Origin of the sequence: Parafrankia sp. EAN1pec (assembly GCF_000018005.1) — a bacterium.
Taxonomy (GTDB): Bacteria; Actinomycetota; Actinomycetes; order Frankiales; family Frankiaceae; genus Parafrankia; species Parafrankia soli.
Genome location: NC_009921.1, coordinates 7,650,946 through 7,666,823 on the forward strand (window position 1 = coordinate 7,650,946; position 15,878 = coordinate 7,666,823).

Genomic DNA, 15,878 nt, shown 5'->3' on the forward strand with positions numbered 1-15,878 from the left:
ACGCCACGCTCACGCCCGCGCTTCAAACTCCCCAATTGGCAGAGGTATGCACGATCACCCCGAACTATGACAAGTCGAACATACCGGGCGAGGCAAGGGAGTGCGGGACGCGAGGCGCGGGAGGGCGCGCGGGCGCGGAGGCAGCCGGCATCGCCTACGGGCGCGGGGAAGCGCGGAGGCGAAGGCGCCTCCGACGACTCGTTACAGTCAGCAAGCCACGTGTCCTTTGTGTGAACGCTACGGCCGCTCGGCCGGAATATGACCTGTAGTGAGCCCAGACGTGGTGAACTGTCACATTGTGATCCAGGCGGGCAATTCACGACCGACCGCAGGCAACGGGGAGCGCCGGCGCGGCGGCTCCGGCGCCGCGCTCCTGCTGGGGCTCGGCGTGGGTGTTCCCGTTCTCCTGCTCGTCCTCACCGGCACACCGGTCGCCGCGGCGGTCGGCGACGAGGGCGCGTTCACCGGCGAGTTCGGCGCGGGCAAGGTGCTGCGTCTGATGGTCCTGGCCGCCTGGCTGGTCTGGATCCACTTCATGGTGTGCGTCATCGCCGAATGGCGCGCCGAGCGGCGGCAGACGGGGCTCGCCCCGCGGATCCCTTTCGGCGGTGGCAGCCAGGCGCTGGCACGGCGCCTCGTCGACGACACACTGCGGCTCACCTCGCCGCGGAACGGCTCGACGGGCCGCTCGGGCGCGCGGCACCCCGCTCATGCCCCGGCTCGCGGTGGGTCCGGCGGCCCGGCACGCGGTGGCTACCGGGCCGGCGGCACCAGCCGGACGAACACCGGCGGGCGCACGAACCCCGGCGGGCGGACGAGCGCAGGTGGGCAGGCGAGCGCGGCTGGGCGGGCAGGCACCGGTGGACGGGCGACCGCCGGCAGCCGCGCGGGCGCCGGCAGCCGAGGCGGTCGACCGTCCACACGGCCGGCGAACGGCCCGGCGGACACCGGCGCCGCCGGGAGTGATGAAGCCACGCCACATGGTGGTTCCGAGCCGGCTACCCGTGCCGGGAGCGCTGGGGCCCGGGCCGAACGTGGGTCCCGCACCGAGCGGGCGACCCGCACCGAGCGGGCCGCCCCGACGGGGCCGCTACGCCGGTCGGATCCGGCCGCGATCTCACGGCTGGCCCGCGGGCTCACCGGGCAGCAGCCGATCCCCGCCGGGCCGGGCGGGGCCGAGGCGCGTGGCGGGGCGGGCCGGGGCGGGCCGGCCGGTGCCCCATCAGGCGTTCCGGGCCGAACCGCCGGCGCCAACGCCGTTCCGGCCACCCGCGGCACCGCCGGTCAGGCCACCGGCACCAATGCTGGTCCGGCCGCCGGCGACAGGTCGGACCAGGGCGGCACCTCGGGAGGCTCCGGTCCCGCGACCGACCACTCCGGGGGCTACCGGTGGGATGAACGGGAAGCCGCGCCACGGGCGCTGACCGCCGGCGAGGAGGCCCCGGCGGACCTCTTCCCGGACGGCATGGACGTCAAGTTCTGCGAGGTCCGCCCGCCTGACGGGCGCCAGTACGACACGCTGTGGGCGATCGCCCGGCGGCTCCTCGGCAACAGCCTGCGCTACCACGAGATCTTCGCGCTCAACGAGGGCCGCGCGCAGCCCGACGGCCAGACCCTCACCAAGCCCTCCCTCATCGCCCCGGGATGGGTGCTCATGCTTCCCCCGGACGCCGAGGGCGAGGAGGTACGGACCCTGCGGGTCCCGCACCGCGAAGCCTCCTGGGTCGAGGAGGTCCACGCCCGCTTCGCCGCCCAGGGCTCCGCGGACGGTCGCGGCGGCACCGACGGTGCCCCGGGAGGCGACGACATCGGTGGCGGGCCGGCATCCACCGGGCCGCTGCACAGCGGTGCGGGCGGCTGGTCCGACGGGCCGGAGGCGGACCAGGAGCCATCGCCCTACGGGCCGGGTACCGGGAACTCCGGCGAGCGTTCCCCGTGGGGCGGCGAGACGGGCACGCCCGGCGGGATGGGGCCCGGGCGGCTGGGAAGCGGGCGCGGCATCACCGGCGCGGCCCTGCTCGCGGCGGGCGTGCTCACCGCGCTGACCAGGCGCCGGCCGGGCGGCGCCGGCGCGGACCCGTTCTCCGCCGAGGTCGAACACGCCCTGCGGCTCGCCGCCGACCTGCCCTCGGCCCGTTTCGTCGACCGGTCCCTGCGGCTGATGTCCGCCGGGCTGACCTCGCGGGGCCGTCCCCTGCCGCCGGTGTACGCCGCGATCCTCACCGACGCCGCGCTCGTCCTGCACATGGCGCCGGCTGTGCCGGAACCGCCCCCCGCCCCCTGGCGGCAGGGCAACAACCCGGGCTCCTGGCGGATCGAACGCAACCCCGAGGCACCCGACGGGCTGCCCTTCGACGCGAGCGCCAGCCTGTCGGCGGACGTCCCGGCGCCCTACCCGGCGCTGGTCACCCTCGGCCGGGATGCCACCGGCTGCCGCATCCTCGTCGACCTCGAGGGCGCACCCGGGATGATCAGCCTCGTCGGCGACCCGGCCGTCGCCAGCGAGGTGGCCATCTCCGTCGCGGTGGAACTTGCCACCAACATGTGGTCCGACGACCTGCGGGTCTGTCTTGTGGGCTTCGCGGACGACCCCAGCCCGATCGCGCCAGGGCGGCTTCGGACGTCCTCGAGCCTCTCCGACGTCCTCGACGAGCTCGAGGCGCGCGGGCCGCGGGACACCGGATGGGGCAACGAACCGGGCGCCGCGCTGCGCGGGCGGCAGGCCGCCCACATCCAGTCGCTGTGGGCGCCGGATCTCCTGGTGCTGGCCGGTCCACCCGCGCCGCAGCACGCCGAACGGCTGGCCCGGCTCTCCGGTGGGCGCGACGAGACGGTGGGCGTGCTCATGGTCGGCGACAGCCCCGCGGCCCGCTGGCGGTTCGCGGTCGGTCCCGACGCGCGGATGTCCCTCGGGGTGCTCGGCGTCGAGGTCAACGCCCAGACCCTCGCCGCGGCGGAGTACTCCGCCGTTCTGGCGATGTTCCGCATCGCGACCGGCGCGCGCCCGGCGGAGGCTCCGCGCCCGTCCTGGGCCAGCCGGCGCCTGCTGACCACGGGTGCGGACGCTCCCGTCCCCACCGGCCGGCCCTCCGAGCGAAGCGACGCCTGGGACGACAGCGAGGCCCGGGATGACGACGAGGTCCGGGGCGACAGCGAGCATCGGTACGACAGCGAGCATCGGTACGACACCGAGGACCGGTACAACGCCGAGCACCGGTACAACGGCGGAGACCGGCACGACAGCGATGACCGGTACGGCGGCGGACACCAGGACGACGGCGAGGACCAGTACGGCAGCGAGAGCTGGCCCGACGGCACGGACCGGTACGGCAGCGAGGAGTGGGACAGCAGCCCGGGCGGCCAGGCCACGGGCGGCTACCCGCCAGCCGGGGCTGCGGACGATGACCCCTACCGAACCGGGCCCTACCCGATCGCGGGCGGTTCCCTCCACCCGGCGGACCGTCCAGCCGGCCATCCGGTGGGCTACGCGGACGACTACTCGGCCGCGGACGACTACTCGGCGGAGTACGCGGCGGACGGGCCCGACGGACACGCACCGGAGCCGACCGCGCCGGCGGGCCACTACCCGCCGCCCTACCCCGAGGAGCACCGTCCTCCGGCCCCGGACGGCCCGGAGGGTACCCGTCCGCCCCGGGGCTCGGGTTCGATCCCCGGAGTCGTGCCCTGGCTGCCCGTCCCGCAGACCGGGCCCTCCGTCATCCGGATGCCGGTCGACGGGCCGTCCGGGCTGCCCCCGAGCAGCCTGCCTCAGGTCCCCCCGCCGACGGTCACTCCACCGCCAGTCCCACCAGTCGCCCCGCCGACGGTCGCCGCGCCGCCGGGCTCCCGGCCGCAGGCCGCCACGCCGGACGTGCCGGGCCGCGCGGGGCAGCACCAGCCGTCCGACGCTCCCCCGCCCTACCTGGTCGAATCCGATCGACCGGCCATACAGCCGACGGACGTGCCGCGAGTCCCCCGCACGCTGCTGGTCCGGCCGGCGCACGGGCACGACGAGGCACAGCAGCACAGCCCCGACCAGCCGCAGCCCGCGCACCGGGACAAACCCGCCACGCAGCAATGGCAAGAGCACCCAGGCGTCCCGGCAGCCGCCACCGGCGCCACCAGCGCCGACGTCGGCAACGTCGACAACGTCGGATGGGACCGGCCCTACCCGCCACCCCCGCCCAACGAGCGCGAACCGTATCGAGCCCAGCCGCCGGCGCACCCGGCGCAGCCGTATCCGCAGGCGCCGAACTCGCCGCAGCCGCATCCGTACGAGCCGTACCCGCAGGCGCCGTCCTCGCAGGAGTCGTATCCTCCCGGCTCTCCCACGTCGTATCCGGAACCCCACTCGTCAGAGCAGGGCTATCCGGCGGCTTCGCACCAGGAGGCCGACGCCCCGCCGGCGCCCCTCCACGGGAACGGCCCGCTCGAGACCCTGCCTCGCCTGGACCCGGACCCGGCCGGTGCCACCGAAGCCGAGGTGCACGTGCTCGGCACCCCGTCGGTCGACGCCCCCGGCCGACCCGACCGGAACCAGATCGACCTGCTCACCGAGATCGTCGTCTTCCTCGCGCTGCACCGCGACGGCGCGTACCCCGAGGACGTCAGCGACCTGCTCGACCTCCCCCTCGGTTCGGTCCCCGATCCGCGGTCGCCGGGGGGATCAGGCACCGGCGTGCTGGCCGGGCTCATCGCGGCCCGCACCTGGCTGGGCGTCGACGCCGGCGGGCGGCCCCGGTTGCAGCCCACCTCGGACGGGCGCTGGGTCCTCAGCACGGACGTCCGCTGCGACTGGGAGCTCTTCGTCGCCTACACCCATCGTGCGGCGCGGCCCGACGACGCGAGCGATCCCGAATCCGACCTGCGGGCGGCGCTGAATCTGGTCAGCGGGCCGCTGTGGTCCGGCCTGCCCGAAGGCAGGTACGGGTGGGCCCGGTCGACGCCCGTCGAGAGCACGATGCGCTCCGCCGTCATCGACGCCGCGCACCGCCTCGCCATGCTGACCCTGGAAGCCGGCGACACCGTCACCGCGATGGCGGCGTGCCGGACCGGCCTGCGCGCCGCGCCGACCGCGGAAACGCTGTGGCGTGACCTGCTGCGCACCGTGGCCGCCCGGGGTGACCGCCGGACCCTCGAAGCCGTCGCCGGCGAGCTGTACCGGACGGTGTCGGCGCAGTCGACCCGGCGCGGCGGCGCGGCGGAACCGGAGACGGACGCGCTCGTCCAGCAACTCCTGCCGGGCTTTCGCCGCCGCCACCACTGACCGGAATCCCCCGCCGCCGCCAATCGGCCTCGGCACGTACCGCCGGACGGGCAGGACCGACCGGACGAGCAGCGCCTGCCGGATGACCCGCGGTCACGACATGTCCGCCGAGCCCTGCGGTCTCGGTGGAACAGGCCGCCTCGACGGGGCTGACGTTCCTCGTTCCCCGGAGGTCCACGACGACCGCGCGGGACCGGCCAGCGTCCCGGCGAACAGCGCGATCGCGCAGGTGAACGCGACCACGCTCCACAGGGCCCCGCGCAGTCCGACGAGTTCGGCCAGGCCTCCGATCAACGGCGGCCCCGTCAGCCATCCCGCGTAGCCGACCGAGCTGACCACGGCGATCACCGCCCCGGCCGGCAGCCCCACCAGGTTCGCGGCGCGGGCCGCGGCGGAGAAGGCCGCCGGGATGACACACGCCAGCCCGGCGCCGAGCACCGCGAACCCGACGATCCCCAGCGCGGTTCCCGTCCGCGTCGCTCCGGACGCGAGTGCGACGGCGAACATCACCGCGGCGGTAAGAGCCAGCGGACGGACCACACGCCGGATCCCGAAGGTCTCCACCGCACGGTCGCCGACCAGGCGCACCACCAGCATGCAGGCCATGAAGGCCACGTACCCGATCCCGGCGACGCCGGCCGACGCCCCGGTGACATCCGTCAGGTAGACGGCGCTCCAGTCCGCCGCCGCGCCCTCCCCGAGGAAACTGGCAAACGCGATCACGCTGAGCGGGACGAAGGGCAGCAGCGCCCGCGGAGTCACAGCAGTCACCGGCCTCGCCGCGGGCGCTGGAGGCGGCGCAGGCACCGCAGACTCTGGGGACAGCCCAGTTGCCGGGGGCGGTGGAAGCATCGACGTGGCCGGCCGCGCGTGGGTCTCGGCGCCGGCCTCGACCACACCATCCCTGGCTCCGACCGCGCTGTCGCCGGTCTCGACCTCCCCGTAGGCGCCATCGACCGCATCGGCGGCGGCGTCGGATACGACGAAGCCGGTGGACGCGGACTCCCGACTACCGTCCCCACGAAGCATCCATCCGGTGAGAGGTAACGCTCCGGCCACGGTAAGCGCGCCGAGCACCGAGAACTGGATGCTCAGCGGCAGCTCGATCGCCGCGGCGGCGGCGCCCAGGCCCGCGCCCACGAGCGCACCGGCCGTCCAGGCGGCATGGACCATCATCATGATCCGACGTCCGAAGCGGTGTTCGACGGCCGCAGCCTGGGCATTGGCGGAGAGGTCCAGCGCACAGCTCGCACCGCTCAGCAGCGCGAGCGCGGCGAACAGCGACAGCGGGCCGGTTGCGGCAATGATCACCAGCCCGAGGGTCGCGTACGCGACCAGCGAGAACCGGATCACCGGCACGCTGCCCAGCCGGCTCACCAGAACACCGGCGCCCCACAACGTCACGATCGCACCGACCGGCGCGCCGAGCAGCGCAAGCCCGAGCTCGCCGTCGCCGAGCGCGAGCGCATCCTTGACCTGTGGGATCCGCGGAGCCCACGCGGCGAGCAACAGCGCCAGGAAGAAAAAGACCACCATGGTGGCCACACGAGCCCGTCGCAGTCGCCGCCACTGCGCGGCGGTCCATGCCATGTCGACCGCCGCCCATCCGCTCCCGTCGGCCACCGGCTCGGCGTCCATCCGCCGAGTCGACATCCGCCTACCGGCTCGGCATCGGCCCGTCAGCTCGCGACCACCCCGGCCGCCCGCTCGCCCCGACGCCGCCCGGCCAGGCGGCCGGCCGCTGCACGCTACCCCCGGGCGCACGCTCAGAACACCGAAAATCACGGACACTGGACCAATGCGTCTCGTCGTCCTGGCCGACACTCACGTCCCGGCACGGGCCCGCGATCTGCCGTCGCGGGTGTGGGCCGCGGTCGACGAAGCCGACGCCGTCCTCCACGCGGGCGACTGGGTCGGCCCCGAGCTGCTGCGCCAGCTCGCGGAACGATCACGGCGCCTCATCGCGTGCTTCGGCAACAACGACGGACCCGAGATCCGCGCCATCCTGCCCGAGATCGCCCGCGTGACATTGGACGGCCTGCACTTCGTGATCGTCCACGAGACCGGGGCCGCCGCCGACCGGGATCGCCGCCTGGCCGCCGCCTACCCGGAAGCCGACGTCATCGTCTTCGGCCACTCCCACATCCCGTGGGACACGACGACGATCCGACCGCAGGACGGCCGCCCGCTGCGGTTGCTGAACCCCGGCTCACCCACGGACCGCCGGCGCCAGCCCCATCCGACCTATCTGACAGCGACGATCGAGGACCAGACACTGCTCGATGTCGAGCTGCACCGCCTACCGCAGCCGACGCCCGTCCGAGCGCGCTGACGGGCCATCCCGGGCGAAACGCGCCCCGCGCGGAGCGTGCCCTGGGCGCCCCGACCCGGGGCGCGGTTGGAGGGGAGGGGGTTCGAATGCTGCCCTCCGGGTGCTGTAAGCTGGCGAAGCCGGCCGCGAGAGTGACCGGCAGGCGCTCGTAGCTCAACGGATAGAGCACTTGACTACGGATCAAGAGGTTGGGGGTTCGAGTCCCTCCGAGCGCACGCTGGTTGAGGCAGGTCAGAGCCCCGCAGCCGATAACACGGCGCGGGGCTCTGTTCTTCCTGACAGCCAAGTTGACAGCCAACAGCCTGTCAGACGCAGGCCGTCCGGCGGCTCTCTTCGACTGACTGGACTGACGGTGGGTTGAGCCCGGTAACTACCGGGTTCCACCCAGCGGTAGCGACGCTCCTCATCCATGTTTCGTCCGAGATCATCACTTCGGTTGGCTCCCGCTTGTTTCGTCGGGTCAAGGGATGGATGACGAAGGAGGGCAAGATGAAGATCGCCGCAAGGGTAACTGGATCGATGATCAGCACGTTGCTCGCTACCGCTGTGCTGGGCTGAGCCCACCGTCTTCATCAGGTTCGTCGAACCACGCGTCGAGTTTGGACGCCGCGTCGCGGTGGACGCTGTCGACCAGGTCCACGTAGATGTCCATCGTGGTCGACAGCATCGTGTGGCCGAGCATCTGCTGTATCTGCTTCCAGTCGACACCGAGCGCGTAGGCCATCGTGGCCGCGGTGTGCCGCAGCGCGTGCGGGCCGAGGTGCGGCAGCCCGGCACGCTGGCACAGCTTGGACAGGTGGGTGTTCAGCCCGCGCGGCTCCATGTGCGTGCCGACGGTACTCGGGAAGATCAGCCCGTTCTCCTTCCACCGCTTCCCCGCGGCCTGCCGGTGGGCGTGCTGGGCGGTGCGGTGTGCCTGGAGCACCCGGACGCATCGGGTCGGCAGCGTGAGCGTGCGTGTTCCGGCCTGACTCTTCGTCGGGCCGACGACCAGCCCCTTCACGCCGCTCACCCGGGTCACCTGGCGTACCACCCGCAGCGTGCCTGCCGATTCGTCGAAGTCGGACCAGCGCAACGCGAGCGCTTCCCCACGGCGTAGACCGACCATCGCCAGCAGCACATACAGCGCGTAATGCCGGGTGGACTTCGCTTCGGCGAGCAGCCGCAGCCCGTCGTCCCTGCTCAGCGCGGCCACATTCCGCTTCGGTTTCCGCGCTTTCGGGACCCGCAGCGTCTCGGCGACATTGCGACTGATCTTCTCGGTGATGACCGCTTCGTTGAGCGCTTGGCGCAGGACGGAACGCAGCGTGCGCATGGTCGACGTGCTGTACCCATCCGCCGCCTTGCGGTTCAGGAACCGCTGAAGATCCTCGTGCTTCAGTTCGACGAGCCGGCGCGAGCCGAGCGCCGGGCGGATGTGGTTGTTCACCATGACGCGGTAGTTCGACTTCGTGGACTCCGCCCGTTCAGACGGGTCGACGATCTCGTCCAGCCAGTACGTCAGGAAGTCCGCGAACCGCGACCGCCGGTCGAGGGTGGTCAGCCCGTCCGCCTTGCTCTGCCGCGCCTTCCGCTGCTCCTCGATCGCCTCTTCCTGCGTCCGGAAGTAGCGCGGCACGCGCTTGCGCCGGCCGTTCACCACTCCGTAGTCGATCTCGATGACCCAACGCTGACGGTCCTCACGCCAGTACACCGAGCCCTCGCCCTGCGCCCGGCGGTTCTGCTTCTTCTTCCTGCCGGTCGACTCGTCCGGGGTGTCCTCGTCACCGCGAGGGTCCTGCCCGGTCATCAGGCCACGTCCAGCGGGTTGCCGTCGGGCCATTCGATGTTGTCGCACCAGGGGCACCCGTACCGGTTGTCGCCCATGTCGCAGGCGAACTTGGACTCACCGTCCGTTTGCGGGTAGAGCCGGCCCTGTCCGGCGCGGGCACGGTCGAGATGCTCCCGGAGAGCCTGTTGCAGGCTCATCGTCGGGTGTTCGTCGTGGTCGGTGGGCATGGCGAAGAGGGCTCCTTGCCGAAAGAAGAACGGGGAACAGTGCACGCGGGCCGCGGGTGGCGTCGCCCGGTGCGGTTGGGTTTCCGTTCTCTGGCGCTGGGATGGTCTGCCGGGGCGCCGGCCGCGTCCAGGGCGCTCCGCGTCGCTGACGCGATCGGCCTCCGGCCGACCCTGGACACGTCCGACACCCCGACAGCTTCAAGCGCCACCAGAGAACGGAAGAAAAATGGGGGTAGAGCAGGCAGAACAGCCGCTACGGACGGGGAACGCTCGCCGCCGCCGGACCGATCGAGGGGTTCCAGGCGTCCAGGACCGTTGTCGAAAGACCAGGCACCCGGCGGAAGACCAGGACCGCGTCGACGTCGCCGAAGCTCTCCGTGAAGAAGGCGTCCGCAGGCAGCCCCGCGAGGATTTCCGCCACGTCGCCGACGTCCGCGCCGGGGCGGATCGTCAGCTCATGGCCGGTGTCGGTCGCGCGCACCGAGACGAGCGGGTTCTCACCGTTGCCGGGGGTGCGCCAGGCGCCGAAACTGCCAGACGAGAAGATGGACATAGGGCTTCGCTCCTGTTGTAGGCAGGGGTGAGGTCTCAGGTCCCGGTCGGGTGTTGACGCACTCGCCGGGACCGCCTTGCGTTCGGGTCGGGTTTGGTCGGGTGGGTGGTGCTCGGCACCTCCTGGTCATGCGGCCTCCCCATCCCGGACGACGCCGCGCAGCCGGTCGACGAAGGCGACCAGGTCAACCGACGGGATGCGGCGCGCCCGTCCGATCCGCACGGACGGGATGTCTCCGCTGTTCATGAGTTCGTAGATCGTTGTCCGGCCGACGCCGAGGAGTTCGGCCGCCTCAGCCGGTGTCAGGAGAAGCTTGGTCACGGGTTCTCTCCCACGGGATCGGGGCGGACGATCAGGCGGCTTGTGCCCCGCCCGGTGGGCCGATTGCCGGAAGTTCGTCGGGTGCGGTGCGCCGGGCCGTGTCGAGCTGTGCGCGCCAGGCGTGGCGTTGGGCGACGGCCTGCAACAGCAGGTGTTCACGGCGTGGTGCGGCCGGGTCGCCAGGCCGGAGCAGCGTCCAGACGGTGCGCGCCGGGTCGGTGTCGTGCGCGGCCGGGCCGGTGGCGGTGTGGCCGAGGGCTTCGAGCTGCGCCCGGATGAACGCCACCCGGTCGTGCTTGTGGTCGGTCAGGGTCTTGCCGGACCACTTGCGGCTCACCAGGACCCGCCGGCCGCCGAAGCCGAGAGTTTCCCGCCGGTGTGCCTTCCCTCGGCAGCGGCCCGGGACGAGGCCCGGTTTCGGGTTCTTCGGCTGGACGCCGTAGCGGAGCCAGTTGGCGCAGGTGGGTGCGCAGGGTTCGTAGCGCAGGGCTTCGGCGAGCCGGTCGACGTGGCGACGTTGCGCGTCGGTCGTGGTGGTGTGGCAGGCGTCGAGGCTCTTGGTCAGGTACTTGCACAGGTAGCCGATCATGCGGCCGGTGTGCGCCGAGCTCGCGGTGAATCCGTCCGCTTGCAGTTGCGGGCCGAAGCGCACCACGTGGGACGCCTCGTCCTCGTCCCCGATCGCGTCGAGCGCCTCATCCCACATCGGCAGCGGCCGGCCGGAGCCCGGATCGACGTAGCCGCCCGCGTCGTCCGCCCAGGTCGGGAGTCCCGTGTCCGGATAGACCGGTTGGTCGCAGGGTGGCCACCACACCTGGTGGTAGGTCGCCGCCGCCACCTGGCGCAGGAGGGCCCGGGGGACGGTGCCGCGGATGGCCGCGTGCAGGTGCGGGGCGAGCCGCCGTTGCGGTTCCAGCGCCGCGAAGTACTGCACATCCCAGCCCACCGCACGGCGGAGGTTCTGCCAGAACCGGTCGATCAGCTTCGGGAAGTGGATCGCGTCGCGGGCCGCCCGCCGGTAGTCGTACGACCCCGGATCCACCGGGGTGCCGTCCGAGGTCACCCGGCCGTAGGTGTCGCAGGTCAGCGTCAGGAACATCGACGGACGCCAGGTCGTCCCGTCCGCCGCTTCGTAGGTCCGGCCGACCGTGCGCTTCTCCACCGGCAGCCGGGGGAGGTCGGGTGCGTCCTGCCGCCGGCGGGTCGAGCGGGCACGGCGAGCCCGGTCCCGGTTGTCCGGAGCCGCCTTGCCGCGCACGCCCAGGGCGTTGAGTTCCTCGTCCACCTGGCCGATAAGCGCGTCGATCTCCGCGACGCCGGCCGGGTCACTGTCCCGTTCCGCGTCCCGCCGGGCGAGTTCCAAATCCGCGCGGAACCCGGCAAGCACCTTCGCGTCGTCCGTCGGCGGGTCCGGGTCGGGAAGCGGTTCGTCGTCGAGGTGCCACCCGGCTTTGCACTGCGCCATCCGTAGCCGCCGGGCTTTCTCCGCGCAGGTCGGGCACTTGCTGGCGAGGGTGGCCCCACACGGCACGGGGATGATCTCGGTCTCGCCCGTGTCGAGGTTCGTCCGCCGCATCGCCATCGGCCGCACGCACACCCCGTTCTCCACGGCGACCGCTTCGACCACCTGGCGAGCGAGCGGCATCCGCATCCGGGCCATCCGCGAACCGGGCCGATCGTCACGATCGTCACGGGCCGTGGGGTCGAGGGGGCCGGCCGGGGCAGGGCCGGCGGGGATCGGGAGGGTCACGCGGGTTGGTCCTCCGTGACGTCGAGGTGCGGGCGGTCGGGGTTGGTGGGGGTGGGTTCGGTGAACCGGGTGCAGCCACACCGGGTGGGGGTGCCAGTGGTGCCACGGCAGCGGCCCCGTCGGTGCGCGACGTACAGGTGGGAGCAGGTGGCGCACACCGGCAGGACCGGCAGCGGCGCGGAGGGGGCCGGCGGGTCAGCGGCCGGGCTGGTCACGCGACCTCACCCCATCCCGCCGGACCGCCCTCGTCCGTCGAGCTGTGATCGGTGTAGGGGTCGAGGTCGGGTGTCCAGCCGCCGCCGGCCGCGGGGATGGGCCGGTAGGCCCAGACGGTGCGGCTGATCTCGGTGTCGTCGATATGGGCCGCGCGGACCCGGACCGGTTCGGGCTGTCCTTCGTGCAGGACGTAACCGACGCCGGGCAGCGACAGCGGGATCTCGTCCGCCCGCGCCCCACGGTCCCGGGCCCCGGAGCCGAGCACGAGATCCGCCTGTTCCGTCTCGGTCATCCGCAGCGCGACCCGGACCGGGAACAGATCCCGGAACGGCAACACCTCCTTGCGCGGGTCCTGCACCGCGGCCAGGACCACGACGCCGGGTGCGCGTCCCTGGGAGAGCAGCAGCGGCAGCGCCGCCCCGATCCGCTTCTTCACGTCCCGGTCGGTGACGTAGGCGGTCAGGGACGCGATTTCGTCGACCACCACCACGATCAGCGGGTCCCCGGCGGTCGGGGTGTGCAGCCGGGTCCGCCCCCGCAGCCGTGCCGTGCGCCGTTGCATGACCGACACCGCGTCGTCGAGGAGATCCGCGATCTCACCGGTGGCGGTGGCGAACCGGGTGAACAGCGGTTCCCCGAACGCCAGCTCCATGCCGCCCTTGGGGTCGCAGACCCACAGCTCCACCAGCCCCGCCCGGACCGCCGGGCCGAGACCGCGGATGATCGACCAGAGCACCGAGCCCTTACCCGCCCCGGTCGCCCCCGCGACGAGGACATGCGTCCCGCGAACCGGCAGGGTCCACGGAGAACCGTCCTCGCAGCGGCCTACCCGGACCGCGCCCAGCTCCGCCACCAGCACACCCGACGCGGCCCCGGGATCGTCCGCGAGATCCGGGTCCGCTCCGCCGGGTCGGGGGGCGTCGAGGTCACCGGGGGTGACGGGGTGGACGAGGGTGTCACGGTGGTGGAAGTGCAGGCGGACGAACCGGTGCGGTTCGGCCTGGACCTGGCAGCGCCGGGCCCGGAACACGTGCCGCAGTGCTTCGGCCTGCTCCGCCCACTGTTCCGGGGTCTGGCCGGGCAGCAGTTCCACCCGCAGCACGTCCACCGCCCGCGTCGAGCGGATCGAGCGGATCCGGGGGTAGTAGTCGTCGAAGGTGACCTGATCGGCGTTGGAGGTGGGGACCCGGATCGCCAGGTCGGTGTGCACCATCGCCGCCCGCCACCGCCGCCGGTAGACGACCGTCAGCCGCACCCGCCCCCACACCCACCGCGCCAGCCACCCGAACGATGCCGGATGCGCCCGCCGCCACACCGCAGCAACCACGGTCAGGCCGACGAGCAGGCCGACCAGGCCCAGCAGACCGAACCGGTGGACGAACACCAGCAGGCCGACCGCGACCGGGACGGCGATCCGGTGCCGCCAGCACCAGCGCACCCCGAGCACCAGCCCCTTACCGGCCACCGCCAGCAGCAGCATCCACAGCGGCACCCGAACCTTGTCCGGCCGGGACGGAATCCGCGGCATCCGCTGGTCACCGTAGATCCTGGACATGGCAATACCACCTGTTTTCGAGCGCGCGAAACCACGGGAAGAGGGAGAGAAAGCGAAACGTTCCGAGAAACGGAGAAGTGGCTACGCCGCGTTCTCGGCCGGCGGACCGTCGTTCTGCGCGGCGAGTGCGACCCGCTCGCAGTCGACGAGGTAGGTGTTCACCTCGTTCAGCAGCGCCCGCGCGAACGGGAGATGATCCGTCGTCACCACGTCACTGGCGGGGTCCAAGGCGAAGGAGGTCGGGCCCGCGGTGACGGCCAGGATCGGCGGCCGGTCCGGGTAGGTGTGGCACACCACGTACCAGCTCGTCCCGACGTGCAGCGACAGGGTGGTGAACGACGGGGTCGGGTCGGTGTCGTGGCTGGTCATGCCGCCGCCCCCGTCCGTCGTGCCGTGCCGACCTGCTGCAGGCGCAGGGCCCGTAGGGCGTAGGCCTGCTTGGGGTACTTGCCGTTGGTGTCCACCCAGGCCGTGATCGTCAGCCCGTCGAACAGCACCGGGCGGAACGGCGTGCCCGGCATCGCCTCGGGAAGGACCGGCTGCACCTCGCCGGGGACCTTCACCTTCAGCTCCGCCTGCCGGGCCGCCGGGTCCGGGTCGAGCACGCGCACCACCCAGACCCGCTCGCCAGTGTTCGGGTCCCGTTCCTGCGGGTCGGGTGCGTTCGCCTTCACCTTCTCGTAGTCGTTCGCCGGTTCCACGCCGAGCACGAAAGCGCCCGCCGGGAACACGTCCTCAAAGCGCACGGGAATACGCCGGGGAACCGCCATGAATGGTCAACCTCCGAAGGGCCAGCCCGCCCCCCGGGTGGTCCGGGGCATGTCGGGCACACCCACCATGCACCGCTCACCGAGCGCTCGCCAAGCTTCTATACGCCTATGGATAACGCCTCGTTATAAAAACGGCCCCACTGCCATGGCAGCCTTCTGGGAAGCTCACCACACGAACTACCGTTTGGTAAACAGCAAGCGATCCGGGGGTGTTGATCCACGATGGTGCGCGAGACGACGGCAGGGGAAGACGGGCGGGCTGTCGGTGCCGCGATCACCGCGCGGATGCGGGAACGGCGGATGAGCCAGCAGGCGTTGGCCGCCGCGTCCGGGGTGTCGGTCGCGACCCTACGGGAGCTGGCGCGGGGCACCAGCAGCCGCCGCGCCCAGGACGTCACGCTCGCCGCCATCTCCCGCGCGTTGGGATGGCCGGACGACCATCTGTTGACCGTCCTTCTCGGCAGGCAACCCGACGAGGTGCCGCTACCGGCCCTGCCGGTGGATCAGCAGATCCTGGAGGTCCTGCTCCGCATCGAACGCAGTGTTGCCGCCATCGGCGCCCAGCTCCGCCAGCCCGCCGAGCCGTACGACAGCGTCCGGTAGCCCCGGCAGGGCATGCAAAAGGGCCGGATCCGGTGGCGTGGTAGCCACCAGATCCGGCCCATCGCCGGTTCAGGCCCGGTCAACCCCCCGAGGATCGACCGAGCCCGTTCCTGTTTCGTCCGGGGTGCCGCCGGTGGGACGGCTCAGGAAGACGCGGATCGCGTCGAACGCATCCGCGTGCCCCGCCCGGTAGGCATGCCGTTCCTCCCGAGTGATCCACCGCGACCGGTCCGGGAACCCGGTCGGGATGTCGAGCGCCGAGCCGGTCAGCCGCAGCAAGTCCCGGCGCGACACCTGCCCGGCCGGCAGCTGGTAGACGAGGATGACGTCCCCATCGCCGTGCACCGAGTGGAACTCCAGAGCCGCCGGAAGCTCCGCCAGCGCCCGTTGCAGATCCGCCAGGCCCGACCCGGGTTGGATCACCACCGCCCAGGTGTCCGCACCCCACGGCAACATCACCACCGCCGCCAGCGACCGATCCCGCACCGCATCTGCACGGGGTGGCCGGGCCTGG

At 72.5% G+C, this 15,878-nt stretch carries 14 protein-coding genes and 1 tRNA gene; 4 read left to right on the top strand and 11 right to left on the bottom strand.

Annotation, left to right across the window (positions count from 1 at the left end):
• Window positions 1–268 precede the first annotated feature (268 nt).
• Window positions 269–5,266, top strand: coding sequence for a BTAD domain-containing putative transcriptional regulator (locus tag FRANEAN1_RS37545; RefSeq protein ID WP_157472856.1), 4,998 nt, complete (start codon window positions 269–271; stop codon window positions 5,264–5,266).
• 93 nt (window positions 5,267–5,359) lie between these two features.
• Here FRANEAN1_RS37545 and FRANEAN1_RS31355 read toward each other — a convergent pair whose 3' ends face one another.
• The gene (locus FRANEAN1_RS31355) at window positions 5,360–6,919 is read right to left on the bottom strand and encodes an MFS transporter (RefSeq protein WP_020463720.1); all 1,560 of its coding nucleotides are present in this window, start codon (window positions 6,917–6,919) and stop codon (window positions 5,360–5,362) included.
• A gap of 145 nt (window positions 6,920–7,064) precedes the next feature.
• On the opposite strand from FRANEAN1_RS31355, the gene FRANEAN1_RS31360 reads away from it, so the two are divergent.
• The gene (locus FRANEAN1_RS31360) at window positions 7,065–7,598 is read left to right on the top strand and encodes a metallophosphoesterase (protein ID WP_020463721.1); all 534 of its coding nucleotides are present in this window, start codon (window positions 7,065–7,067) and stop codon (window positions 7,596–7,598) included.
• Window positions 7,599–7,740: 142 nt separating this feature from the next.
• Window positions 7,741–7,813, top strand: a tRNA-Arg gene (locus FRANEAN1_RS31365).
• Between the two features lie 323 nt (window positions 7,814–8,136).
• Here FRANEAN1_RS31365 and FRANEAN1_RS31375 read toward each other — a convergent pair.
• The 9 genes from FRANEAN1_RS31375 to FRANEAN1_RS31415 all read right to left on the bottom strand — a co-directional run bounded on the left by FRANEAN1_RS31375 (window position 8,137) and on the right by FRANEAN1_RS31415 (window position 14,761).
• A complete protein-coding gene (locus FRANEAN1_RS31375) occupies window positions 8,137–9,387 on the bottom strand; it encodes a site-specific integrase (protein ID WP_020463722.1) in 1,251 nt (416 codons plus the stop codon).
• Window positions 9,387–9,596: a hypothetical protein gene (locus FRANEAN1_RS31380; protein WP_020463723.1), complete on the bottom strand. Its 210-nt coding sequence runs from the start codon at window positions 9,594–9,596 to the stop codon at window positions 9,387–9,389. The genes FRANEAN1_RS31375 and FRANEAN1_RS31380 overlap by 1 nt, the downstream gene beginning before the upstream one ends.
• 253 nt (window positions 9,597–9,849) lie before the next feature.
• Window positions 9,850–10,149, bottom strand: coding sequence for a hypothetical protein (locus FRANEAN1_RS31385; protein WP_020463724.1), 300 nt, complete (start codon window positions 10,147–10,149; stop codon window positions 9,850–9,852).
• A 126-nt stretch (window positions 10,150–10,275) separates the two neighbouring features.
• Window positions 10,276–10,470 carry a helix-turn-helix domain-containing protein gene (locus FRANEAN1_RS31390; protein ID WP_020463725.1) on the bottom strand — a complete coding sequence of 65 codons (195 nt, stop codon included), beginning with the start codon at window positions 10,468–10,470 and terminating at the stop codon, window positions 10,276–10,278.
• Between the two features lie 31 nt (window positions 10,471–10,501).
• On the bottom strand, window positions 10,502–12,220 hold the full coding sequence (locus FRANEAN1_RS31395; protein ID WP_020463726.1) for a replication initiator: 1,719 nt from the start codon (window positions 12,218–12,220) through the stop codon (window positions 10,502–10,504).
• Window positions 12,217–12,435, bottom strand: coding sequence for a hypothetical protein (locus FRANEAN1_RS31400; RefSeq protein WP_041254986.1), 219 nt, complete (start codon window positions 12,433–12,435; stop codon window positions 12,217–12,219). The genes FRANEAN1_RS31395 and FRANEAN1_RS31400 overlap by 4 nt, the downstream gene beginning before the upstream one ends.
• Entirely contained in the window at window positions 12,432–13,991 is a 1,560-nt protein-coding gene (locus tag FRANEAN1_RS31405; RefSeq protein ID WP_020463727.1) for an FtsK/SpoIIIE domain-containing protein, read from the bottom strand. The genes FRANEAN1_RS31400 and FRANEAN1_RS31405 overlap by 4 nt, the downstream gene beginning before the upstream one ends.
• 81 nt (window positions 13,992–14,072) lie before the next feature.
• Complete coding sequence (locus FRANEAN1_RS31410) at window positions 14,073–14,360, bottom strand: hypothetical protein (protein WP_020463728.1); 288 nt, start codon at window positions 14,358–14,360, stop codon at window positions 14,073–14,075.
• Window positions 14,357–14,761 (bottom strand): hypothetical protein, encoded by a 405-nt coding sequence (locus tag FRANEAN1_RS31415; RefSeq protein ID WP_020463729.1) that lies wholly within the window; start codon window positions 14,759–14,761, stop codon window positions 14,357–14,359. The genes FRANEAN1_RS31410 and FRANEAN1_RS31415 overlap by 4 nt, the downstream gene beginning before the upstream one ends.
• A gap of 222 nt (window positions 14,762–14,983) precedes the next feature.
• Between FRANEAN1_RS31415 and FRANEAN1_RS31420 the strand changes: the two genes are divergently transcribed.
• A complete protein-coding gene (locus tag FRANEAN1_RS31420) occupies window positions 14,984–15,364 on the top strand; it encodes an XRE family transcriptional regulator (protein ID WP_020463730.1) in 381 nt (126 codons plus the stop codon).
• A gap of 69 nt (window positions 15,365–15,433) precedes the next feature.
• On the opposite strand, the gene FRANEAN1_RS31425 is transcribed toward FRANEAN1_RS31420, so the two are convergent.
• A complete protein-coding gene (locus tag FRANEAN1_RS31425) occupies window positions 15,434–15,850 on the bottom strand; it encodes a hypothetical protein (RefSeq protein ID WP_347176824.1) in 417 nt (138 codons plus the stop codon).
• Between the last annotated feature and the right edge of the window lie 28 nt (window positions 15,851–15,878).